Raw genomic sequence first — 20,440 nt, forward strand, 5'->3', positions numbered from 1 at the left:
CCCCGACACCGACGCCCACCCCCACCCCGACCTGCGGGCCGTCGAGCGGTGCCGCGGCTGCGGCCGATGGCATCGCGGCCCTGCCGCTGCCCGCCGGCCTCGAGGATGCGAAGTGGGACGCCGCGAACGCCGACTACTCCGGCTACGACGCCTGCGCGCCGCTGTCCTGGTCCGTGGTCGCGCCCGAGTTCGGCACGGCAGGATCCCCGTACGCGATCCTGCTGTTCCACGAAGGCCGGTACCTCGGCACGGCCACTGCCCAGCAGTACGCCTTCGAGCCGACCGTCGAACGACAGAGCAACTCGGCCGTCACGGTGACCTACCGGTTCGCCAAGGCCGGCGAGCCGAACGCAGCGCCCTCCGGCCGCACCACGGCCACCTTCACCTGGAACGACGAGACCGGCCGCGTCGTGATGACGGGGGACACCCCGCCCGCTCAGTGACGGTCGGCTGACGCCGAGGCCACGCCGAGCTCCCGCTGCAGGGTGCGGAGGACCCGTACGAGGGTGTCGAGCTTGTCCGGTCCGGCTTCGAACCCACGTCCGAGGGCGGACCGCGGCTGCACGACCACGTCGTCACCGTCGGTCGTGGTGATCCAGACGCCGAAGTCGGCACGCTGGCCGCGGGACTCCCTCGTCGCGACGGAGAACCGCCGGATGCGCGCCCACGGCAGGTCGAAAACCGGCGCGTCCCGTGACGGTGCCCACGCGTGCAGGCCGAACTCGTCGACGGTCCAGACCTCGGGGCGGGGCTTCGGGAAGTCGTCGGAGGTGCGCAGGCCGGACGTCAGCACGGGCAGGTGGAACCGGGGTGCCCGGCCCGCTCCGATGCGCGCGAGCGTCCGGCGGTCGCCTCGCCCGGCGGACAGCGTCGACACGGCCAGCAGCACCCCGAACCCCGCGACCACGATCGGCCACAGCACGAACGACCCCTGTGTCCGGGCGTTGTCGATGCCGCGCAGGAACTCCGGGAACGCGAACTCGGCGACGAGCGCGGCGAGACCCACCGCCGTGGTGACGACCGCCGCGAGCAGCACCGGCCCCCGCTTCGGCATCTCCCCGTCGCGCAGCCGCTGCACCCACCGTTCCCCCGCGTACTCCACCGTGCCATCCTGCCCGTCACGGCCACGGATCGTCCGCGAGCGCGACATGCTGTTCCCATGCAGTCCGTCCGTGCCGCCGCCCCCGGTGTCGCCCTCGCCGTGGCGATCGGCATCGCCGCCACCCTCGTCGGCCGAGTCGTCCCGGTGGTCGGCGGTCCCGTCCCCGCCGTCCTGATCGGTGCCGTCGTGGGGTGGCTCGTCCGACGCCGCACCGGTGGCACACTCGCCGCGCTGGCTCCCGGGGTGAAGTTCTCGTCGAGCCGGGTCCTGCAGTTCGCCGTGGTCCTGCTCGGCGCGCAGCTGTCCATCGGCGAGGTCCTGCGCATCGGCGGTGAGACCCTGCCGGTGATGCTCGCGACGCTCGTCGTCTGCCTGGTGGCCGCGTGGGGGATCGGTCGACTGCTCCGGGTCTCGGGCGCACTCCGCACCCTGATCGGCGTCGGGACCGGCATCTGCGGTGCCTCGGCGATCGCCGCCGTGACACCCGTCATCGGTGCGGTCAGTGCGGACGTCGCCTACGCGATGTCGACGATCTTCCTCTGCAACATCGCGGCCGTCTTCGCCTTCCCGCTGCTCGGGCACGCCCTGGGCCTCAGCCAGCACGCCTTCGGCGTCTTCGCGGGCACCGCCGTGAACGACACGTCGTCCGTCGTCGCCACGGCGACCGTCTACGGCCGCCAGGCGACCGACACCGCGGTCGTCGTGAAGCTGGTGCGCACCCTGATGATCATCCCGATCGTCATCGGGCTGGCCGGACTGGAGGCCCGCCGCGCCTCCCGCGAGCAGCTCACCCCCGCCTCGGGGCCGGGTCGCGGGTTCCGTGTGTTCCGGCTGGTGCCGTGGTTCCTGATCGGGTTCCTCGTGGTGGTGCTGCTCCGGACGGTCGGGGTCCTGCCCGCGTCCGTGGCGCCGGGGTTCGCGACGGCCGCCTCGTTCCTCATCACGGTGGCGCTCGCCGCGATCGGCTGCTCGACGGACTTCGCCGCGCTCCGCCGTGCCGGGTTCCGGCCGATGCTGCTCGGCATCGCGCTGTGGGTCCTGGTGGCGGGGACGAGCCTGGGCATGCAGGCGGCCTTCGGGCTGCTGTAGGGGTTTGCCGGCACCGGACCTATCGTTTATCGTTACATCGAAATTCGATGGTATCGATGATCGACAGGGGAAGCAGCCATGACCACGCCCGTCTACGAACCGCCCCGCGGGCGGAACTCCTACCTGGCCTACGTCGTCTCGTGTGCGATCGGCATCGCGATCGTGGTGTGGCGGTACGTCGACCTGCTCGTCCACTCGATCGCCTCAGGCACCGTGGCGGTGCCGATCCGGATCCGCGAGACCAGTGCCGTCCCGCAGCCTCCGGGCGGTGCGACGGTGACGTCCGACCAGCTCGTGCTCCGGGCGCCGATCGCCGACGTGCCGGGTGGTGCGATCGGGTACATCCGCGTCGGCGACGCGCTGGAGGTCCTGCTCGTCAGCGCCCTCATCGCCCTGGTCGCGGCGGTGGCCTGGAAGATCTCACGCGGCGGGCTCTTCGACCGCTCGACCACCCGGATCCTCGACTGGCTCGCCGGTGCGGTGCTGGCCGCCGGGTTCCTGCCGTCGTTCGTCCGTCGGATGGGGTGGAACTGGGTCGTGTCGGGCCTCGGCTGGGAGGGGTACCTGCCCACGCCGGTGGTCGACCACCAGTTCCTGCCCGTGTACCTCGGCCTGCTCGTCGTCGTCTGCTTCCGGTTCGCGCTCACCGCCTCGCAGCGGATGGTGCGGGACCAGGCCGGGCTGGTCTGATGCCCCCGGAACAGGAGGACGGCCACGCGGTCGTCTGTCACCTCGACGACCTGCTGGCCGAGCGGGGGATGACCCTGACCGAGCTCGCCGACCGCGTCGGTGTGACCGTCGTCAACCTCTCGGTGCTCAAGAACAACCGGGCCCGCGCGATCCGGTTCTCCACCCTCACCCGACTGTGCGAGGTGCTCGGCTGCCAGCCGGGCGACGTCTTCTCGGTCCGCACCGACTGACGATCCCCGCCCGGGCCTCACGTGATCCGGGAGTCGATCACCGCCCGGTCGCCGCGGTACCGCGAGAACCCGTACTCGACGGGTGTCCCGTCGGCGAGGCACATCAACCGTTCGATGTGGAAGATCGCCTGGCCGGGATCGATGTCGAGCAGGTCGGCCGTCCACTGGTCGGCGTTCACGGTGCTCAGGAGCAACCGTCGTGCCTCCGGCCGCGCGCCGGCCTTCCTGACGAGCACGTCCGGCACGTACTCGGTCAGCGGTTCGGCGACCAGGTCGGGGAACCGCTCGTGCGGGACCCAGCTCGTCCGGACCCGGCTCGGTTCGCCGTCGAACGAGATGAGGCTCTCGACGAAGAAGGCGCTGCTGCCGGTCATCTGCAGGTTGCGCCGGACGGTCTCCGGTGCGGTCACCTGCTGCACGCACAGGTGCACGATGCTGAGCCGGGGCGACTCGAACACGCTGCCGCCGGCCGTCTCGCCGTAGATCGTGACCTCGTCGGACGTGCGGGCCAGGCTCACCGAGGCGACGGGCCGCACACCGAACGTGCCCGATCGCGGCGCACGGGTGAGCAGTCGCTGTTCCTTGAGCAACGCGAGGGCAGCCCGCAGGACGTTCCGCGTCGTGCCGTACAGGTCGAGCAGCTCCCACTCGTACGGCAGCGGACCGGTGAACCGCCCCGCGACGATGTCGGCCCGGATCAGGTCGGACACCTGGCGGGCCGCGTCGGATCGTCGGTTGAACCCGATCCAGTGACCCGGCGTCGACGGTGTCGTCCCGACCCCCATGTCGGTCCAGGCCGCAGACGGGGCGAACCCCTCCGGCACGGTCCCGGTCACGAGGCCACCCCCACCGTCGACAGGTCGCCGGTCCAACCGGCCCACCGCAGGAACTCCCGGGCCAGCCGCACCGGGTAGTCGGGCGCCTGGATGTCGAGCGAGACGAACACGCGTCGGTAGAACGTCGGCCCGCCGAGCAGGTCCACGGCGATGCCGAGGTCGACGTCCGGTCGCAGGTCGCCTGCGTCCATCGCCCGTTGCAGCATGGCGTTCACCCGCAGCCGCCGGTCCAGGTGCCACTCGGCGACGGCCTCGGCGACCCGCGGCTCGTGCGACGCGGTCTCCACGATGAGCGGGAGCGCTCGACCCACCGGCGTCGCGACGAGGGCGTGCACCCATCCCCGGGTGAGTCCGAGGACACCCGCGGCGATCGGGGCGTCCTGCACCGTCGGGATGTGCTCCTCCATCAGCCGGATCACGGTCTCGGTGAGCAGGACCTCCTTGCTCGACCACCGCCGGTAGATCGTCGCCGCACCCACGCCGGCCGCGTCGGCGACGGCCCGGATCGTGAACGCGCGGGGGTCGCCCTCGGCCAGGATCTCGACGCACGCGGTGTACACGGACTCGCCGACGGCAGCGCTCCGCGGCCGGCCCCGGACCGGCGCCTCGATGCGCGTCGTGGTGCTCATGCCGCGTCCCAGTGCTCGAGGACCTGGTCCATGGGCCAGACCTCGCCGATCTTGGCGGCGATGTCGAACAGGTTGGCCTCGTGCACGCTCGGCAGCCGGTCGCCGACGGCTTCGCGCACGACGATCGGGACGAACCCGTGCTGCATGGCGTCCGTGGCCGTCGCGCGGATGCACCCGCTCGTCGACAGCCCCGCGATGAAGAGCGTGTCGACGCCGCGGGCGACGAGGTCGGCGGCCAGCGACGTGCCGAAGAACGCGCTCGGGTACTGCTTGGGGACCACGGTGTCGCCGTCGAGGGGTTCGAGCCCGTCGACGAACGCTCCGGTCGACGCGCCGGGCAGGTATGCCGCGAGTGCCGGCACCTTGCGGAAGAACACGCCGGCGTTGGACCCGTCGGCGGAGAGCGCCATCGTCGTGATCGCCACGTGCACCCCGGCGGCGCGGGCAGCGGTGGTGAGCTCCCGCATCCGCTCGACGGGTTCCTCGACGCCGGCGTAGAGCCCGCAGTCGGGGTCGACGTAGGCGCGGACCGGATCGACCACGACGAGCGCAGCGCGTCGTCCTGGGCGGAGTGTGCCGGTGAAGCCGGCTGCCGCGTAGTCCTGGTGGTCGTCGGTCATGGCGTCCTGCTTCCGTCGTGGGTGGTCGTTGCCAGGGTGGGGACGGTCACGTGGACGCCCCCGGCTCGGGGATCGGCCCCGACCTGTCGGGCCGGAGTGGCGCCTCCCGGTCGGGAGGCCCGAACGGACCGAACGCGACGATGAGCGCCCCCAGGGCCGCGCAGCCGGCGAACGTCAGCGCCGCGGCGCGGACGCCGTCGACGAACACCTGGACGTCGCCGGACGGCAGGCTGAGCAGGCTGCCGTCGTAGGCCGCAGCCGCCTGGGCCGCGGACAGGCCGCCCGTCGCGATCGCGAGGCCGAGCGCCGTCGAGAACAGGAAACCGGCGTTCTGCAGGGCCGAACGGATGGCGTTCGCGATGCCGCGGCGGTGCTCCGGGACGCGGGTCATCAGTGCCGACGTGCTCGGCGTCATGAACACGCCGGTGCCGACCCCGACCGCGCCGAGGCCGGTGGCGGTGACGGCGTAGGCGTCGCCGTCGGCGAGGGACACCGCGAGCACCGCGGCGCCGAGCGCGATGAGGAGCATGCCGATGGTCGACAGCGTCCGCGCGGCGACCCGGCGGGCGAGGAACCCGGCGCTCACCGCCGCGACCGTCGTGCCGATCGGCGTGGGCAGCACCCAGAGGGCGGCGTCGACGGCGTCCTTGCCGTCGACCGCCTGGAACGACAGGGAAGCCAGCAGGACCAGTGCGTAGCTGGACAGGGCGCACAGCCCGGCGGCGGAGAACAGGGTGATGGTGGTGCGGTCGCGGAAGATCGCCGGGTCGACCAGGGGGTGCGCGACCCGGCGTTGGGTCCACACGAACACACCGCCGAGCACGACCGCGCCGGCGGTCATCGCGACGACGGGGACGGCCGACCAACCGACCGAGCCGCCGGTCGAGACCGCACCGACGAGCAGTCCGACGGCGGCGACGGACAGGACCGACCCCGGCACGTCGAGGCGCTCGCCGGAACGGGGACGCGTGCTGTGCGGGATCAACCGGAGCGACCAGACGAGTCCGGCCAGTGAGATCGGCACGCCGGCGAGGAAGATCCAGCGCCAGCCGAACGACTCGGCGACCAGGCCGCCCACGACCGGACCGATGACCTGCCCCACCGCGGCGACGGTGGCGTTCAGACCGAGGCCGAGCGACAGGATCGACTCCGGGAAGACATCGGTGAGCAGCGCGGTCGTGTTGGTGACGATCGCCGCCGCGCCCACGCCCTGCACGAGTCGGGCGCCGAGCAGCACCGCCGCGTCCGGGGCGAACCCGCACGCGAGTGAGGCGAGCAGGAAGACGAGGATCCCGGCGATGTAGAGACGACGACGACCGACCAGGTCGGCGATGCGCCCGAAGACCAGGATGAGGGTGGTCGTGGTGAGCATGTAGCTGAGGAGCACCCAGCTGGACTGCACGGCGCTGGCGTCGAGGTCACGGCTGACGTCGGGGAGCGCGATGAGGAGTGCGCTCGAGGAGATGAAGACGAGGACGACGCTGAGGCTCGACGCGCAGAGCACCTGCCAGGCGCGTCGCCGGGCGGCGCCCTCGTCGACGGGGCGGCTACCGATCGCTCGGCCCTCGCACGGCGGACGACGACGGCACCATGCGGTGGTGCGTCGTGATCCGCTGGAAGGCGGCCGCTGCGGACAGCACCAGGCGGTCGTCCCACGGCCGCGCGACGAGCTGCACGCCGACGGGCAGGCCGTCCGGCGCGGTGCCCGCCGGCATCATCAGGGCGGGGAACCCCACGTAGTCGAACAGCCGGGTGTTCCGGGGGATGACGTCGTGCAGGTTGAAGCGCTCGCCGTCGACCGACATCGTCAGGTCGTCGAGTCGCGGGGCGGTGGCGCCGATCCCGGGGGTGAGCACCACGTCGACGCCGGCCTCGTCCATCCGGGTGACCATCGCGGCCTGCACGAGCGGGCGACGGCGGAGTGCCCGGAGGTAGTCGGCAGCGGTCGGCAGGAACGACACGTCGAACCGGGCGCGGGTCCCGGCGTCGAACAGGTCGGCCGTGCCGGCGTTGGCCTCCTGGTTCGCGGCGAGCTCACCGTAGAACACCGTCCAGCACTCCGAGTCGATCGACTCCAGGTCGTCGAACTCGATCGGCACGAGCGTCGCACCGAGCTCGCGGAACCGCTCGACCGCCGCGGCGTGTGCCTCGAGCACCGCACGGTCGACGCGTTCGGTGAACCAGCCGAGCGGGACCCCGATCCGGAGCCCCTCGACCCGTTCCGGCGCGGCCTCGATGAGCGGGACGGTGGGGAACGTCGTCGGGTCCTGGCCGTCGGAGCCTGCGATGACCCGCAGGACGAGCGCGAGGTCCTCCGCGGAGCGTGCCATCGGTCCGACGTGGTCGAGGGTCCACGACAGGCTCGCGACCCCGGTGCGTGGCACGAGCCCGTACGTCGGCTTGATCCCGGTGGTCCCGCAGAGGGCGGACGGCACGCGGATCGACCCGCCGGTGTCCGACCCGAGCGCGAGCGGGACGATCCGGGCGGCGAGCGCCGAACCCGACCCCGTCGAGGAGCCACCGGTCCAGCGCTCGGGGTCCCAGGGGTTCCGCACGGCGCCGTACCGGGCGTTGTGCGGCCCGCCGCAGGCGAACTCGGTGGTGGCCGCCGTGAACACCGGGATCGCGCCGGCGGAGCGGAGCCGGGCCACGACGGTGGCGTCGGCCGGGGCCACACGGTCACCGGTCTGGAGCGAGCCGCTCGTGACGATCGTCCCCGCGACGTCGATGATGTCCTTCACGGCGAACGGGATCCCCTCGAGCGGCCGGGCGTCGTCGTCCGCCCAGCGGCGGGTGGACTCGGCGGCGGCTTCCTCGGCCCCGTGCACCAGGCGCAGGACGGCGTCGGACCAGACGTCGTCGCTCGTCCAGTGCGGGGCGAGTGTGGCGAGGACCTCGGACGGGGTCGTGGTGCCGGACCGGTACGCGGCGAGGAGCTCGACGACCGAGGCGGCGGCGGGGTCGGCGGCTGCCCGGGACGCCGCCAGGTCGTCGTCCGGACCGGCAGCGGTCGGCGCCGGCGCCCCCTCGACCGCTGCGTCGAGGAGCCGGCCGAACAGCTGCGCGCTGTGCGCCGGTTCCGCGGGCAGTGCCGACGGGGCGGCGGGCAACGGGTTCGCGCGGCTCGCGGCCAGCGCGCGGTCGAGCTGCGGTGCGATGGTGCCGCGGACCAGGGCGGCGACGTCCGTCACGCGGGGACCGCCGCCGCTGCGTGGGCGTCCGCGAGGTACCGGAACACCCCGGGCTGCCGGTCACGTCCGAGCGGGAAGTCCCGGCGGGCTGCCGTGACCTCGCCGACGTCGATGGTGGCCCGGATGATCGGCCCCGCCTGGTGGGCGGGGGCCGAGACGACCAGGTCACCCCGTGGTGAGACGACCGAGGACCGACCGAAGTAGCTGACGGTCTTGCCGTCGACGGTCTCCTCGCCGCCGCGGTTCGGGGCGAGGACCCACGTCTGGGTCTCGAGCGCGCGGACCTGCAGTTCCTGGGTGAACAGGGTCTCGCGGAAGCCCATCGAGGACACGAGCACGAGCATCACCTCGGCGCCGGCGGCCCGAGACGCGAGCCAGTACTCCGGGAAGCTCCGGTCGTAGCAGATGAGCATGCCGAAGCGGGTGCCGAGGGCGTCGAACACGACCGGTCCGGAACCGGCTTCGAAGTAGTGCTTCTCGTCGACGTCGGAGATCGCGTTCGTCGGGATCGAGGTCTTGCGGTACGACGCCACACGGTCGCCGTGCACGTCGGTGCCCGGCACGAGCGTGCCGTCGGCGTCGATGAGCACCGCGCTGTTGTACTGGGCCCCACCGGCGTCCTCGTAGAGACCGAAGGCGACGGCGGTGCCCAGACGCTTCGCCGCACTCGCGAAGCGGGCGGTCGCCGGACCGGGGACGGGCTGTGCCCAGGACTTCCGGCTGTCGTTGACCACGCCGCAGAAGTAGGGCGTGGTGCAGAGCTCGGGGAAGACGACGAGGTCGGCGCCGACGGCGGCTTCCTCGAACAGGGCGATGAGCTCGTCGAGGGCGACGTCGTGGTCGGCGGGGACCTCGCCGGCCTGGACGACCGCGACCTCGATGACCGGACGGCTCGCTGCGGCGCTCATGCGGTGACCGCGCTCGGAGCAGCGGAAGCGACGCCCTCGCGGGTGCGCATCAGCGGCTGGATGCGGGTGCCGAAGTCGTCCATCCCCTGCAGGAAGTCGTCGAACACCAGCATGATGCCCTTCGTGCCCTCGACCCCGGCGGCCTCGTCGAGCATCGCCGCGACGTGCTCGTAGGAGCCGACGAGCGTGCCCATGTTCATGTTCACGGCGCCCTCGGGCAGCGAGATCCGCTTCGCCGTGTTGCCCTCCTCGCCCTCGGCGTCGGTGAGCGCCTGGCCGGTCATCCAGGCGATGGCCTCGACGTCGACCCCGTCGCTGTACCGCTCCCACTTCGCCTGGGCGGCCTCGTCGGTCTCGTCGGCGATGACCATGAAGAGCACGTAGGAGCCGACGTCGCGGCCGGTCTTCTCGCGGGCCTCGAGCAGCGCCTGGTTCTGCTCGGCGTAGGCGGTCGGGGTGTTCACGCCGACGCCCATCGAGAAGTTGTAGTCCGAGTACTCCGCGGCGAACGCCATGCCCTGCGACGACTGGCCGGCCGAGACGATCGGGATGTGCGACGTCGGCCGCGGGAGCATCCGGCAGTCGTCCATCTGGAAGTACTCGCCGTGGAAGTCGCTCCGGCCGGTCTCCCACAGTTCCTTCATCACCTGCATGTACTCGGTCTGGTAGGCGTAGCGGCGCTTGAAGTGCACCTCGTCGCCCGGCCAGAGGCCCATCTGGTCGTACTCCGCCTTCTGCCACCCGGCGACCAGGTTCAGCCCGAAGCGGCCGTGCGAGATCGAGTCGACGGTCGCCGCCATGCGTGCCGCGATCGCCGGCGGGATGGTCAGGACGGCGGTCGTCGCGAACAGGCGGATCCGCTCGGTGCGGGCAGCGAGACCGGCCATCAGGGTGAAGGACTCGAGGTTCTCGTCCCAGAAGCCGCTCGGGCCGCCGAAGCCGCGCAGCTTGATCATCGAGAGGGCGAAGTCGAAGCCGTACGACTCGGCCTTCTGCACGATCTCGAGGTTCAGGTCGAACGACGGCTTGTACTGGGGCGACGTGGTGGAGATGAGCCAGCCGTTGCTGCCGATCGGGATGAAGACGCCGATGTCCATGGGGGACTCGCTTTCTGTGGTGGGTGTCGAGGGAGGGACGAACGGGGGAGCGGGGTCAGGAACGCTTCGCGGCGGCCTTGGCGGCGGTCGCGACGGAGTGCCGCCGGATGGTCTGCGACACGGCGACGGCGACGATGAGGGCGCCGCCGTAGAACAGCTGCTGCACGAAGTTGTCGGCGCCGAGCATCTGCAGGCCGACGACTCCGGAGAACAGGAAGTACACGGCGATGAAGGTGCCGATCGCGTTGAAGCGGCCGGGGACGATCGCGGTCGCGCCGAGGTAGCAGGCGGCGAACGCGGGGAGCAGGAACGACTGTCCGCTCGACGGGTCGGCGCCGCCGAGGGTGCCGGCGTAGACGACCCCGGCGACCGCGGCGGTGAGCCCGGCCCCGACGAACGCGCCGACCCGCAGCCGTCGCACGTTGAGCCCGGAGAGTTCGGCGACGGTGCGGCCGGTCCCGACGAACAGCAGTCGCCGGCCGACCGGGGTGGCGCTCAGCACGACCAGGACGACGACGGTGGCGATCAGCCCGTAGACGAACGCGAGCGGCAGGCCCGCGAGCCCACGCCACCCGACGGTGGCCTGCACGAGCGCCGGGTCGATGCCCGTCACCGACGACGACGCGCTCATCCACTGGATGATCCCGATCATGAACGTCGACGTGCCGAGGGTGACGATGAACGAGTCGATGCGGAACCCGACGGTGAGCAGGCCGTTGACCAGCCCCACGACGACGCCGATGACCAGGCCGGCGGCGATCGCGGGCACGAGCGGGATGTCCATCTTCGCGTTGAGCACGGCGATGGTCATGGCGGAGAGCGACATCGTCGAGGCGCCGGAGAGGTCGAACTCGCCCGCGGTGAGCGGGAACAGGAACCCGAGCGCCAGGATGAGCAGCACCGACTGGGACCCGAGGATGTTCTGCAGGTTGCCGAGGGTCGGGTAGGTGTCGGGCAGCGCGATGCTGAACGCGATGACGATGACGAGCCAGGCGCCGAGCAGCGCGTACCGCTCGGTGTGCCCCCACGAGAAGCGCGGGCGGGTCGGACGGACGATCGAGGTCTCGAGGACGGGGTCGGCGGTGGTGGACATCAGGCGTTCTCCTTGACTGCGGAGGAGGCATCGGGGGAGGAGGGCACGGCGGGGGACGCCGGGGCGTCGTCGACGAGGCTCGCCACGACGGCAGCCGCGATGACGTCGCGGTCGATGCGGTCGTCGGTCAGCACGTCGTGCACGCGGCCGTGGGCGAGGACGACGACGCGGTCGCACACCTGCGCGAGCTGGTCGTAGTCGGTGGAGGCGCAGACGATCGTGACGCCCTGCTCCGCACTCCGGCGGAGCATCGAGAAGATCGCGGTGCGCGCCCCGACGTCGATGCCCTGGGTCGGTTCCTGCAGCAGCACGAGCCTCGGGTCGTCCTGCATCCACTTGGCCAGGACGGCCTTCTGCTGGTTGCCGCCGGACAGGGTTCCGAACAGGGCGGCCGGGTCCGCGGGCCGGACGTCGTAGTCGCGGACGAGTCCCGCGACGTGGGCCCGTTCCCGCGCGGGCGACAGGCCGAGCAGCCCGCGGAGCTTCCCGAGGACGGGGAGCGTGACGTTCTGCTCGACGGACAGGGTGAGCGCCCCGCCCTCGCGCTTGCGGTCCGCGGGGACGTACACGACGCCGCGGGCGATCGACGAGCCGGGCGTCACCCGTGCCAGGTCGACCGGCGCGGGCGTCGCCCCGTCGTGCCGCACGGCGAGCGAGCCGGTCGCGGGCCGTGCGCCGTACAGGCCGGGCAGCACGTCCTCGACACCGGAGCCGGCGAGCCCGGTGATGCCGACGACCTCGCCGTCCGCGACGTCGAACGACAGACCGTCGACGACACCGACCCGGAGGTCCCGCACCGTCACGACGGCGTCGCCGGTGGTCGCCGGGCGCGGAGTCCTGGCGGCGGGACCGTCCAGTCCGCGTCCGACGATGAGGGAGACGAGCTCGTCCGCCGTCGTCGTGGCGGTGTCCCGGTGCGCCTGGACCCGGCCCGCCCGCAGGACGGTGACCCGGTCGGCGTGCTGGAGGACCTCGGACATGTCGTGCGACACGAGCAGTGCCGAGGTGCGGCCGTCCGCGACGAGGTCCTTCACGACGCGGAACAGCAGGTCGGCGTCCTCCTTCGGCAGGAAGACCGTCGGCTCGTCGAGCACGATGAGCGCCCGGTCGTCGCCCAGCTCGGCGACGGCCCGCAGGATCGCGACGAGGGCCTTCTGGGTGTCGGTGAGTTCGTCGATCCGTGCTCGTGGGTCGATGTCGACCCCGTACCGCGCGAACAGCTCGGCCGCGGCACGGTGCTCGGCGCCCCATCGGACGAAGGGTCCACGTCCGGCCACCACGGTCGCGAGCCGCAGGTTCTCGGTCACGCCGAGTGACGGCACGAGTGCGAGGTCCTGGTGGACGAAGCTGATCCCGACGCGGCGGAAGTACCCGGGAGGCACCGGCAGGGGCAGCCGGGCGCCTCGGACCTCGATCGTCGCGCCCGGCTCCGGCGCGTACGTGCCGGACAGGATCTTGATGAGGGTCGACTTGCCGGAGCCGTTCTCGCCGAGCAGTGCGTGCACCTGGCCCGGCAGGACCTCGAGGTCGACGTCGTCGAGCGCGGTCAGCCCGCCGAAGCGCTTCGTGAGCCCGCTGATCCGCAGGACCGGCGCGGTGTCCGCGACGGACGCGGGGTCCGCACCGGATGCGGTGTCCGCACCGGACCCGACGACCGCAGCCGACGATGCGGAGCCGAGCCGTGCCTCCCGGGTGGCGGTCACTCGGCCGCGCCCCAGATCGCTTCGTACCCGGTCTTGTACGCGTCGCCGTAGCCCTTGCTCGGCGCCGGCGGCGTGCCGGTCTCGTCGACGTTGTCCTTCGTGAAGACCTTCAGCGGGGTCTTCTCGTCACCGTCCTCGATGATCGGCGTGCCGGTCAGGACACGGCCGGCCTGGTCGAGCGTCGCGTAGGCGAGCCACTCCATGTTCTCGCCGATGTCCATCGTGAGGACGCTGCCCTCCTGCAGGATCTTCAGCACCGCGGGGGTGCCGTTGTACGAGGAGGTGAAGACCTGGCCGGTCTTGCCGGCAGCGGTCACGCCGGCCTCGACGTACAGCGTCATCGAGTCGTAGACCGGCAGGACGTAGTCGAGGTTCGGGTCGGACTGCACGGCGGACTGCACGGTCGACGAGATCTTCGTCGCCCAGTCGGCGACGGGGACGTTCGTCACCTTCACCTTGCAGCCGTCGCACTGCGCCTCGAACTCGTCCTGCATCGCCTTGACGATGCCGTCGGACGGCGGCACCTCGGACGACGTGATGATGAGGACGTCGCCCTGGCCCTTGGTCTCCTTGATGGCCCAGTCGGCGTTGAGCTTGGCGGCTTCGTGGAACGGGGCGGTCACCTGCGCGGCGACGAGGTCCTGCAGCTGGTCCGGCAGCGCCTGCCCGGTCTGGTAGGTGTGACTGATCAGGACGGGGATCCCCGCGGCCTTCGCACGCTTCAGCGCCGGGACGATCAGTTCGCCGTTGACGCCCTGCGCCAGCACGATGATGTCGGCTCCGCGGCTGATCGCCTGGTCGATGCCGGCGGAGTGCTCGGTGGGCGTGCCCTGGTTGGTGTACTCGATCCACTTCGCGCCGTACTGCTCGGCGACCTTCTCGCCGGCCTCGTCGACCGCGGTGATGAAGGGGACGGCCGACGAGTTCGGGATGTTGAAGATCGTCTTGCCGGCGATGCCCGACATGTCGAAGCGAGCGCCCTCGAAGGTGAACTCGGGGTCGACGCTGGCGGCCTTGATCTGGCTCGTGGCGTGCTCGACACCGGCGGTGTCGTCACCGGAGCTCGTCGACGCGGTCGAGGTGGCGGAGCAGGCGGACAGCAGCAGCACGCTGGCGAGTGCGGCGGCGAGGAGCGCGGGACGCGACGGACGCGTTCGGGACGGTGCGGGGGACGACATCGGTCGGGGACCTCCTGGACGGGTGGAGCAGGGAAGGTGCGGGGACGGGGAGCCGGAGCGGGGACGGGGGAGCTGCGGCGGGTACGACGAAGGCCCCGCGGAGCGGGGCAGGACGTGCGGGGAGCCGGACCGGGCGGCGGCGGGGCGGCGGATCGCCGGTGACGCCGGCCGCTGCAGTGGGGCTGATGCGAATGTAACGGCCGCGGGGCACCGGCAGGCGGTCGCCCGGTAACGGTCCTGTTAGGCGTTTGTTTCGCTGGTGTTAGGCCACCTGCGACGCCCGACGCCGAGGGGCGTCCGCCCCGCCGATCCGGGGCGGACGACTGCGCCACCGACCCGCGAGCAGGGGCGGATCCGGGCGGTGACCGGCCGGCGACGACGGGGCGAAACACGCCGGACCCATCCGAGGCGACTTCCGGAAACGGCGCTCTCACAATTCGGCGCGGTCAGCGAGGACCGTGCCTGGCGGAATGGCCGGGAGACCCGGACGCGCAGCCCCGCTGACCGGGACATTCGGGTGCCACGGGGCAGGGCCAGCTGGCGTAACCCACCCGATACGGACGCGGTACGGCGGCGAAACGAACGAGCGGTGGACTGCACCAAGCACCCACCAGCCGCCCACCGACAGGAGCACCCCGATGATCACCACCGTCGTCGCCGGCAACCCCAAGCCGGCCTCACGGACGCTCGACGCCGCGACGGTCGTGCTCGAACGGCTCACCGGCCGCGCCCCCGACCACGTCGTCGACGTCATCGACCTCGGTGCCGGCCTGCTCGGCTGGGGTGACGCCGCCGTGTCGGACGCCGTCCGGACCGTCGCCGGTTCGGACCTCGTCGTCGTCGCGTCGCCGACGTTCAAGGCGACCTACACCGGCGTGCTCAAGCTGTTCCTCGACCAGTTCGGCACCGGCGACGGACTCGCCGGTGTCGTCGCGGTGCCGCTCATGCTCGGCGCCGGCCCGGCCCATGCCCTCGCCCCCGAGGTCTTCCTCAAACCGGTGCTGGTCGAACTCGGCGCGACCGTCGTCGCACCCGCCCTGTACCTCAACGACAAGCAGTACTCGGACCCCGCATCGACCGACGTGTGGCTCGCCCGCTGGCAGGACGTCGTCCTCGGCGCGGCCGCCGTCCACCAGGAAGGAACCGCGTCATGATCAGCCCCTACTCCACCGAGGCCCCGGACCTGTCCGCGCTCAAGCAGGCGTTCTCCGGGTTCCCGTGCGGCGTCGCCGCGCTCTCCGCCGTCGTGGACGGCGAACCGACCGTGCTCGTGGCGTCCTCGTTCACGGTCGGCGTCTCGCAGGACCCGCCGCTCGTGATGTTCGCGGTGCAGCACACGTCGACCACGTGGCCGGTGCTCCGGGACGCCGGCACGATCGGTGTCTCGATCCTCGGTGAGGGGCACGCGCAGGTCACCCGGCAGCTCGCCTCGCGTGACAAGTCGATCCGCTTCGTCGGTGTCGACACGACGGTCGCCGAGACGGGTGCGGTGTTCCTGCAGGGGGCCCCGATCTGGCTGGAGTGCTCGGTCGAGCACACCTACCCGGCGGGCGACCACGACATCGTGGTGCTCCGGGTGCTCGGACTCATGTCCGACTTCGCGCACAACCCGCTGGTCTGGCACCGGTCCGCCTTCGCGACCCTGACCGCCTGACCGGCGCCGGGCAACGGACTGGAGGCCCGCCCCGCGTGAGCAGATCTGCTCACGTGGGGCGGGCCTCCAGTCCGAACCCGCCGGGCCTGCCGGGCTTGCCGGGTCTGCCGGGCCTGGCAGCATCAGCCGCGCAGTGCCTCCGACAGCTTCACGCGACTGCCGGTGCGGAGCAGCGCGTTCTCGTAGACGCGGGCGCCGATGACCACGACCGCGACCACCGAAGCGGCGACGATGACGAGCGACAGGATCGGCTCCCACCACTCGGCGGTCCCCAGGAAGATCCGCATGGGCATGCCGATCGGGGCGCTGAACGGCACGTACGACATGATGCCGAGGATCGTCGGGTTGTCGTACGCGACGATGATCAGGAAGTACGGGATCATCACGAGCATCATCACCGGGGTGGTGACGCTGCCGACGTCCTCCTGGCGTGACACCAGCACGGCCGCCGCGGCGAACAGCGACGCCAGGAGCACGAACCCGATCGCGAAGAAGCCGATGAACCACAGGATGCTCGGGCCGAGCATCGCGAACATGTTGTCCTGCCCGGTCACCGCCAACGTGACGATGGCGGCGACGGCCACCGCGACGATCTGCGCGAAGGCCATGATGCTGTTGCCGAGGACCTTGCCGGCGAGCAGCGCCCTGGCCGGGATCGCGGACATCAGGATCTCGACCACCCGCGTCGACTTCTCCTCGACGACGCTCTGCGCGATCGACTGGCCGAACGTCACCGCCGACGCGAAGTACACGACGCCGAACGCGATGGCGATGAGGTACACCAGGCCACCCGGCAGCGCGTCCGGGTCGAGCAACTCGATGCGCGGGGTGACGCTCAACGCCGAGACGACCTCGGACGGGGCCTCGTCGAGTCCGACGACCTTGTAGCCGAGCGGGTCGTCCGACGGCACGATCGCCGCGTCGACGTCGCCCTTGGTCACGAGCCGTTCGGCGTCGTCGACCGACGCCGACTGCGTGACGTCGAGCCCACTGGTGGTCGGCAGCGAGACGCCGTCGACGACCGCGACCGGGTTGGTGTCGTCGGCGGTGGCCTTGCTCACGATCCCGCCGACGACGATCGATGCGACGACCATGCCGATCAGGATGAGCGCCGAGACCACGAAGGCCTTGCTGCGGATGCGTGCCTGGATCTCACGTGCGGAGACGAGCCGCACGGCCTGCACGAAGGAGTTGTTCATCGGACGACCTCCCGGAAGACCTCGCTGAGCCGCGGCACCCGCGGCGAGAACGAGCCGACGGTGCCGTGCTGCACGGCGCGCTGCAGGACACGCTGGGCGGTGGCGGCGTCGGCCTCGAAGACCGCGTACCCGCCGTCGAACTCCCGCACGGCCACACCCGGCTCGTCGCGGAGCCAGGCGACGTCCCCGTCGACCAGCAGCTCCCACGCAGCGGGCCCGGCCTGCTTGCGGAGCTCCTCCTGCGGACCGGCGGCGCGGATCGTGCCACCGGCGATGACGACGACGTCGTCGCAGAGCCGCTCGACCACGTCGAGCTGGTGGCTCGAGAACAGCACCGGGACGCCCCGGGCCGCGGTCTCGCGCAGGACACCGAGCACCGTGTCGACGGCCATCGGGTCGAGGCCCGAGAACGGCTCGTCGAGCACGAGCACCTCGGGGTCGTGTGCCAGCGCCGCCGCGATCTGCACGCGCTGCTGGTTGCCGAGCGAGAGCTTCTCGACGGGGTCGCCGGCGTGTGCGGTGAGTTCGAGGCGTTCGAGCAGCTCGCCGGTGCGGGTCGTCGCGGCGCGCTTGTCGACGCCGTGCAGCCGGGCCAGGTAGGTGATCTGCTCGGCCACCGGCATCTTCGGGTACAGGCCGCGTTCCTCGGGCATGTAGCCGAAGCGGCGGCGGTCGGCGGGGCGGACCGCGGTGCCGTCGATCGAGACCGTGCCCGCGTCGGCCTGGAGCACGCCGAGCATGATGCGCATGGTGGTGGTCTTGCCGGCACCGTTGCCGCCGACGAAGCCGGTGAGGCGGCCGCTGCCGACCGTGAACCCCACGTCGTCGAGCACCCGGCGGTCGCCGAAGTGCTTGGTCACCCCTTCGATGGTGAGCATGTCGTTCCCCTTCGTCGCGACGCTGGTCGTCGCTGCGTCCGACGCTATTGGCCGGGAGGCACGCCCCGCCTCCGCCGCCAGGCGGGACTTGGGTGGGTGGTCGGCTCCACCGCGTGGGGGAGGAGCGCGCGTCGGTCCGGCTCGGCACGGAGCGCGCTGGGTGCGGGTCGGCACGGTGCGGCCTTGTTCGGCTCGTGCGGGTTTGGTTGCTCGGTGCGTCGTTGTGGCGGCGCACGGTGCGGTCAACGCCGCACGGGTTGAACGAAGGCGCACGGTGCGGCCATGTCTGCGAACTCGGCACGGTGAGGGATTGTTCGGTTCGTGCGGGTTCGGCCCGGCTCGGTCAGCCGGCGACGCCGTGCTCGAACGCCCAGACGACGGCCTGGATCCGGTCGCGCAGTGCGAGTTTCTGCAGCACGTTCGACACGTGGGTCTTCACGGTGGCGTCCCCGACGTAGAGCTCGGCGGCGATCTCCGCGTTGCTCAGGCCCCGGGCGAGGAGCCGCAGCACCTCGGTCTCCCGCTCGGTGAGCCCGGCCGCGGCGAGTGCGTCGTCGCCCGTCGTGGCAGTCGTGTCGGTCGTCGCAGCCGTCGCCGTGGTGGTCGCCGAGGGCTGCACCGCAGCGGACGCCGTCGCCCGGCTGATCACCCGGCGCGTGACGTCCGGCGCGAGCAGGGCGTCCCCGGCGGCGACGGTCCGCACGGCGTCGATCAGCCGCTCGGGGGAGGCGTTCTTCAACAGGAACCCGCTCGCTCCCGCCTCGAGCGCCTGGAACAGCGCGTCGTCGCTGTCGAACGTCGTGAGGATGAGCACCGCCGGCGGGGCCGGCAGCGCCGCGATCCGCCGTGCCGCCTCGAGCCCGTCGACGCCCGGCATCTGCACGTCGAGGCAGACGACGTCCGGACGGAGTTCCTGCACGGCCTCGACCGCCCCTGCGCCGTCCGCGGCTTCGCCCACGACCCGGAACCCGGGCTCGGACTCCAGGATCACGCGGAACCCGGCGCGGACGAGCTCCTGGTCGTCGGCCAGCACGATGGTCAGGTCGTCGGCAGCCATGCCCGCACCAGGTAGCCTCCCCGGGCTCGTGGCCCGATCTCGATCCGTCCGTCCACAGCCGCGACGCGTTCCCGCATCCCGACGTGTCCGAGGCCGCTGCCGGAGGTGCTCCGGGCAGCACGGGCACCGAGCCCGTCGTCGGTGACCTCGACCTCGACGCCGTCGTCCAGGTACCGCAGCCGGACGTCGGCGCGGGCGGTCGGGCCGGCGTGCTTGAGGATGTTCGTCACCGCTTCCTGCACGATCCGGTACGCCACCGCGGCCACCGTCGGCGGCACCGGGCGCTCGTCACCCACGACGACGTACTCGGCGGGGTGGCCCGCCACCCGGGCGGACTCGGCCAGCTCAGCGATCCGTGTGATGCCCTCGGTGCTCGGGCCGTCGCCACCGGCCGCCCCGAGGCCGTCCGCGTCGTCGTCGGAGCGCAGGGTGCCGAGCATGCGCCGGAGTTCCTCCACCGCGGTGCGGGCGCTCTCCTCGACCACCCCGAGCGAGGCGGTGGCCTGCGCGGGGTCGCGGTCGATCACGCGCCGTGCAGCACCCGCCTGCACGCCCATCAGCGAGACGTGGTGGGCGACGACGTCGTGCAGCTCGCGAGCGATCCGTACCCGCTCGATCGTGACGGCCTGCGCCGCGGACCGCTCCCGTTCGGCGGCGAGTTCAGCGGTGCGTTCGGCGAGCTGGTGCCGTGCGACCGCGGAGACCCAGGCGCGGTTGCCGGCGTACCAGGCAGCTCCGAAGTAGATCACGTTGATGACGATGTTGAGCAGCGAGATCGCGACGTAGGGCGCCACGGGGGAGTCCGTGTCGTTCGGCAGCGCGTTCGGCGACGCCCACCCGAACGAGATCGCGACGAACAGCCACGCGAACATGCCACCGATGACGACCCAGCGCACCGCTTCGGCCCGCACCCGGTCGGAGCACCACGCGCCCACCGTGTACAGCGCGATGAAGAGCGTGAAGTTGACGAGGAAGACCTCGGGCACCTGGAGCAGCTGCGTTGCGGCGAATGCCAGCGCCGACACCAGGGCCACCGACATCGGGAACCGTCGGCGGAACGCGATCGGGGCGGCGTTCGCGACGATCATCAGCGCGGAGACCCACCAGGCGGCCTGGTCGTCACCGTACGTACCGGCCGACCCGTACAGGAACGTCGTGACCGCGAGCCCACCGGCCAGCACGACTGCGAGCACCGTGTCCTGCCGGTACTCGTGCCGCCCCACCGGCAGTCGCGACCACTCCGCCGTCGTCCCCATGCAGGAAACGCTACTGGGTGCGCTCGACCA

21 protein-coding genes are annotated in these 20,440 nt (G+C 71.9%); 6 read left to right on the top strand and 15 right to left on the bottom strand.

The features are described from left to right. A partial coding sequence (locus tag DEJ06_RS17025; protein ID WP_146245900.1) for an LppP/LprE family lipoprotein occupies window positions 1-443 on the top strand: 443 nt, incomplete at its 5' end. On the opposite strand, the gene DEJ06_RS17030 is transcribed toward DEJ06_RS17025, so the two are convergent. Beyond that, the gene (locus tag DEJ06_RS17030; RefSeq protein ID WP_111040105.1) at window positions 437-1,150 is read right to left on the bottom strand and encodes a hypothetical protein; all 714 of its coding nucleotides are present in this window, start codon (window positions 1,148-1,150) and stop codon (window positions 437-439) included. The two genes, DEJ06_RS17025 and DEJ06_RS17030, sit on opposite strands and share 7 nt — an antisense overlap. Window positions 1,151-1,159: 9 nt before the next feature. Here DEJ06_RS17030 and DEJ06_RS17035 point away from each other — a divergent pair, with 9 nt between their 5' ends. From DEJ06_RS17035 to DEJ06_RS17045, 3 genes are all read left to right on the top strand, one after another. Further along, window positions 1,160-2,191 (top strand): YeiH family protein, encoded by a 1,032-nt coding sequence (locus DEJ06_RS17035; RefSeq protein WP_111040106.1) that lies wholly within the window; start codon window positions 1,160-1,162, stop codon window positions 2,189-2,191. Window positions 2,192-2,269: 78 nt separating this feature from the next. Further along, window positions 2,270-2,881: a hypothetical protein gene (locus DEJ06_RS17040; RefSeq protein WP_111040107.1), complete on the top strand. Its 612-nt coding sequence runs from the start codon at window positions 2,270-2,272 to the stop codon at window positions 2,879-2,881. Continuing rightward, window positions 2,881-3,111 carry a helix-turn-helix transcriptional regulator gene (locus tag DEJ06_RS17045; protein ID WP_071245067.1) on the top strand — a complete coding sequence of 77 codons (231 nt, stop codon included), beginning with the start codon at window positions 2,881-2,883 and terminating at the stop codon, window positions 3,109-3,111. Before DEJ06_RS17040 ends, DEJ06_RS17045 begins: the two co-directional genes overlap by 1 nt. 17 nt (window positions 3,112-3,128) lie before the next feature. Here DEJ06_RS17045 and DEJ06_RS17050 read toward each other — a convergent pair whose 3' ends face one another. The 10 genes from DEJ06_RS17050 to DEJ06_RS17095 are packed head-to-tail and all read right to left on the bottom strand — an operon-like array spanning window position 3,129 to window position 14,366. Beyond that, a complete protein-coding gene (locus tag DEJ06_RS17050) occupies window positions 3,129-3,947 on the bottom strand; it encodes a GntR family transcriptional regulator (RefSeq protein ID WP_111040108.1) in 819 nt (272 codons plus the stop codon). Beyond that, entirely contained in the window at window positions 3,944-4,576 is a 633-nt protein-coding gene (locus DEJ06_RS17055; RefSeq protein WP_111040109.1) for a TetR-like C-terminal domain-containing protein, read from the bottom strand. Before DEJ06_RS17055 ends, DEJ06_RS17050 begins: the two co-directional genes overlap by 4 nt. Continuing rightward, a complete protein-coding gene (locus tag DEJ06_RS17060; protein WP_111040110.1) occupies window positions 4,573-5,196 on the bottom strand; it encodes an isochorismatase family protein in 624 nt (207 codons plus the stop codon). The genes DEJ06_RS17055 and DEJ06_RS17060 overlap by 4 nt, the downstream gene beginning before the upstream one ends. A gap of 46 nt (window positions 5,197-5,242) precedes the next feature. Further along, on the bottom strand, window positions 5,243-6,700 hold the full coding sequence (locus DEJ06_RS17065; protein WP_181433278.1) for an MFS transporter: 1,458 nt from the start codon (window positions 6,698-6,700) through the stop codon (window positions 5,243-5,245). A gap of 43 nt (window positions 6,701-6,743) precedes the next feature. Further along, window positions 6,744-8,387 (bottom strand): amidase, encoded by a 1,644-nt coding sequence (locus tag DEJ06_RS17070; protein WP_111040112.1) that lies wholly within the window; start codon window positions 8,385-8,387, stop codon window positions 6,744-6,746. Beyond that, on the bottom strand, window positions 8,384-9,295 hold the full coding sequence (locus DEJ06_RS17075; RefSeq protein ID WP_111032740.1) for a carbon-nitrogen hydrolase family protein: 912 nt from the start codon (window positions 9,293-9,295) through the stop codon (window positions 8,384-8,386). Before DEJ06_RS17075 ends, DEJ06_RS17070 begins: the two co-directional genes overlap by 4 nt. Beyond that, entirely contained in the window at window positions 9,292-10,392 is a 1,101-nt protein-coding gene (gene rutA, locus DEJ06_RS17080; RefSeq protein WP_111032741.1) for a pyrimidine utilization protein A, read from the bottom strand. Before rutA ends, DEJ06_RS17075 begins: the two co-directional genes overlap by 4 nt. Window positions 10,393-10,447: 55 nt before the next feature. Beyond that, window positions 10,448-11,485: an ABC transporter permease gene (locus DEJ06_RS17085; RefSeq protein ID WP_111030591.1), complete on the bottom strand. Its 1,038-nt coding sequence runs from the start codon at window positions 11,483-11,485 to the stop codon at window positions 10,448-10,450. Continuing rightward, window positions 11,485-13,188 (bottom strand): sugar ABC transporter ATP-binding protein, encoded by a 1,704-nt coding sequence (locus tag DEJ06_RS17090; RefSeq protein ID WP_111040113.1) that lies wholly within the window; start codon window positions 13,186-13,188, stop codon window positions 11,485-11,487. Before DEJ06_RS17090 ends, DEJ06_RS17085 begins: the two co-directional genes overlap by 1 nt. Then, complete coding sequence (locus tag DEJ06_RS17095) at window positions 13,185-14,366, bottom strand: sugar ABC transporter substrate-binding protein (protein ID WP_111040114.1); 1,182 nt, start codon at window positions 14,364-14,366, stop codon at window positions 13,185-13,187. The genes DEJ06_RS17090 and DEJ06_RS17095 overlap by 4 nt, the downstream gene beginning before the upstream one ends. A 638-nt stretch (window positions 14,367-15,004) precedes the next feature. Between DEJ06_RS17095 and DEJ06_RS17100 the strand changes: the two genes are divergently transcribed. After that, window positions 15,005-15,520, top strand: coding sequence for an NADPH-dependent FMN reductase (locus tag DEJ06_RS17100; protein ID WP_071405946.1), 516 nt, complete (start codon window positions 15,005-15,007; stop codon window positions 15,518-15,520). Beyond that, entirely contained in the window at window positions 15,517-16,020 is a 504-nt protein-coding gene (locus tag DEJ06_RS17105; RefSeq protein ID WP_071405947.1) for a flavin reductase family protein, read from the top strand. The genes DEJ06_RS17100 and DEJ06_RS17105 overlap by 4 nt, the downstream gene beginning before the upstream one ends. Before the next feature lie 122 nt (window positions 16,021-16,142). Here DEJ06_RS17105 and DEJ06_RS17110 read toward each other — a convergent pair whose 3' ends face one another. From DEJ06_RS17110 to DEJ06_RS17125, 4 genes are all read right to left on the bottom strand, one after another. Further along, window positions 16,143-17,219 (bottom strand): ABC transporter permease, encoded by a 1,077-nt coding sequence (locus tag DEJ06_RS17110; RefSeq protein ID WP_111040115.1) that lies wholly within the window; start codon window positions 17,217-17,219, stop codon window positions 16,143-16,145. Further along, window positions 17,216-18,097 carry an ABC transporter ATP-binding protein gene (locus tag DEJ06_RS17115; RefSeq protein ID WP_071245065.1) on the bottom strand — a complete coding sequence of 294 codons (882 nt, stop codon included), beginning with the start codon at window positions 18,095-18,097 and terminating at the stop codon, window positions 17,216-17,218. Before DEJ06_RS17115 ends, DEJ06_RS17110 begins: the two co-directional genes overlap by 4 nt. 343 nt (window positions 18,098-18,440) lie before the next feature. Then, window positions 18,441-19,154, bottom strand: a complete 714-nt coding sequence (locus DEJ06_RS17120) for a response regulator transcription factor (RefSeq protein WP_111040116.1) — start codon at window positions 19,152-19,154, stop codon at window positions 18,441-18,443. Beyond that, complete coding sequence (locus DEJ06_RS17125) at window positions 19,136-20,410, bottom strand: sensor histidine kinase (RefSeq protein ID WP_111040117.1); 1,275 nt, start codon at window positions 20,408-20,410, stop codon at window positions 19,136-19,138. The genes DEJ06_RS17120 and DEJ06_RS17125 overlap by 19 nt, the downstream gene beginning before the upstream one ends. Window positions 20,411-20,440 lie beyond the last annotated feature (30 nt).

This window comes from Curtobacterium sp. MCLR17_051, from assembly GCF_003234395.1.
Taxonomy (GTDB): Bacteria; Actinomycetota; Actinomycetes; order Actinomycetales; family Microbacteriaceae; genus Curtobacterium; species Curtobacterium flaccumfaciens.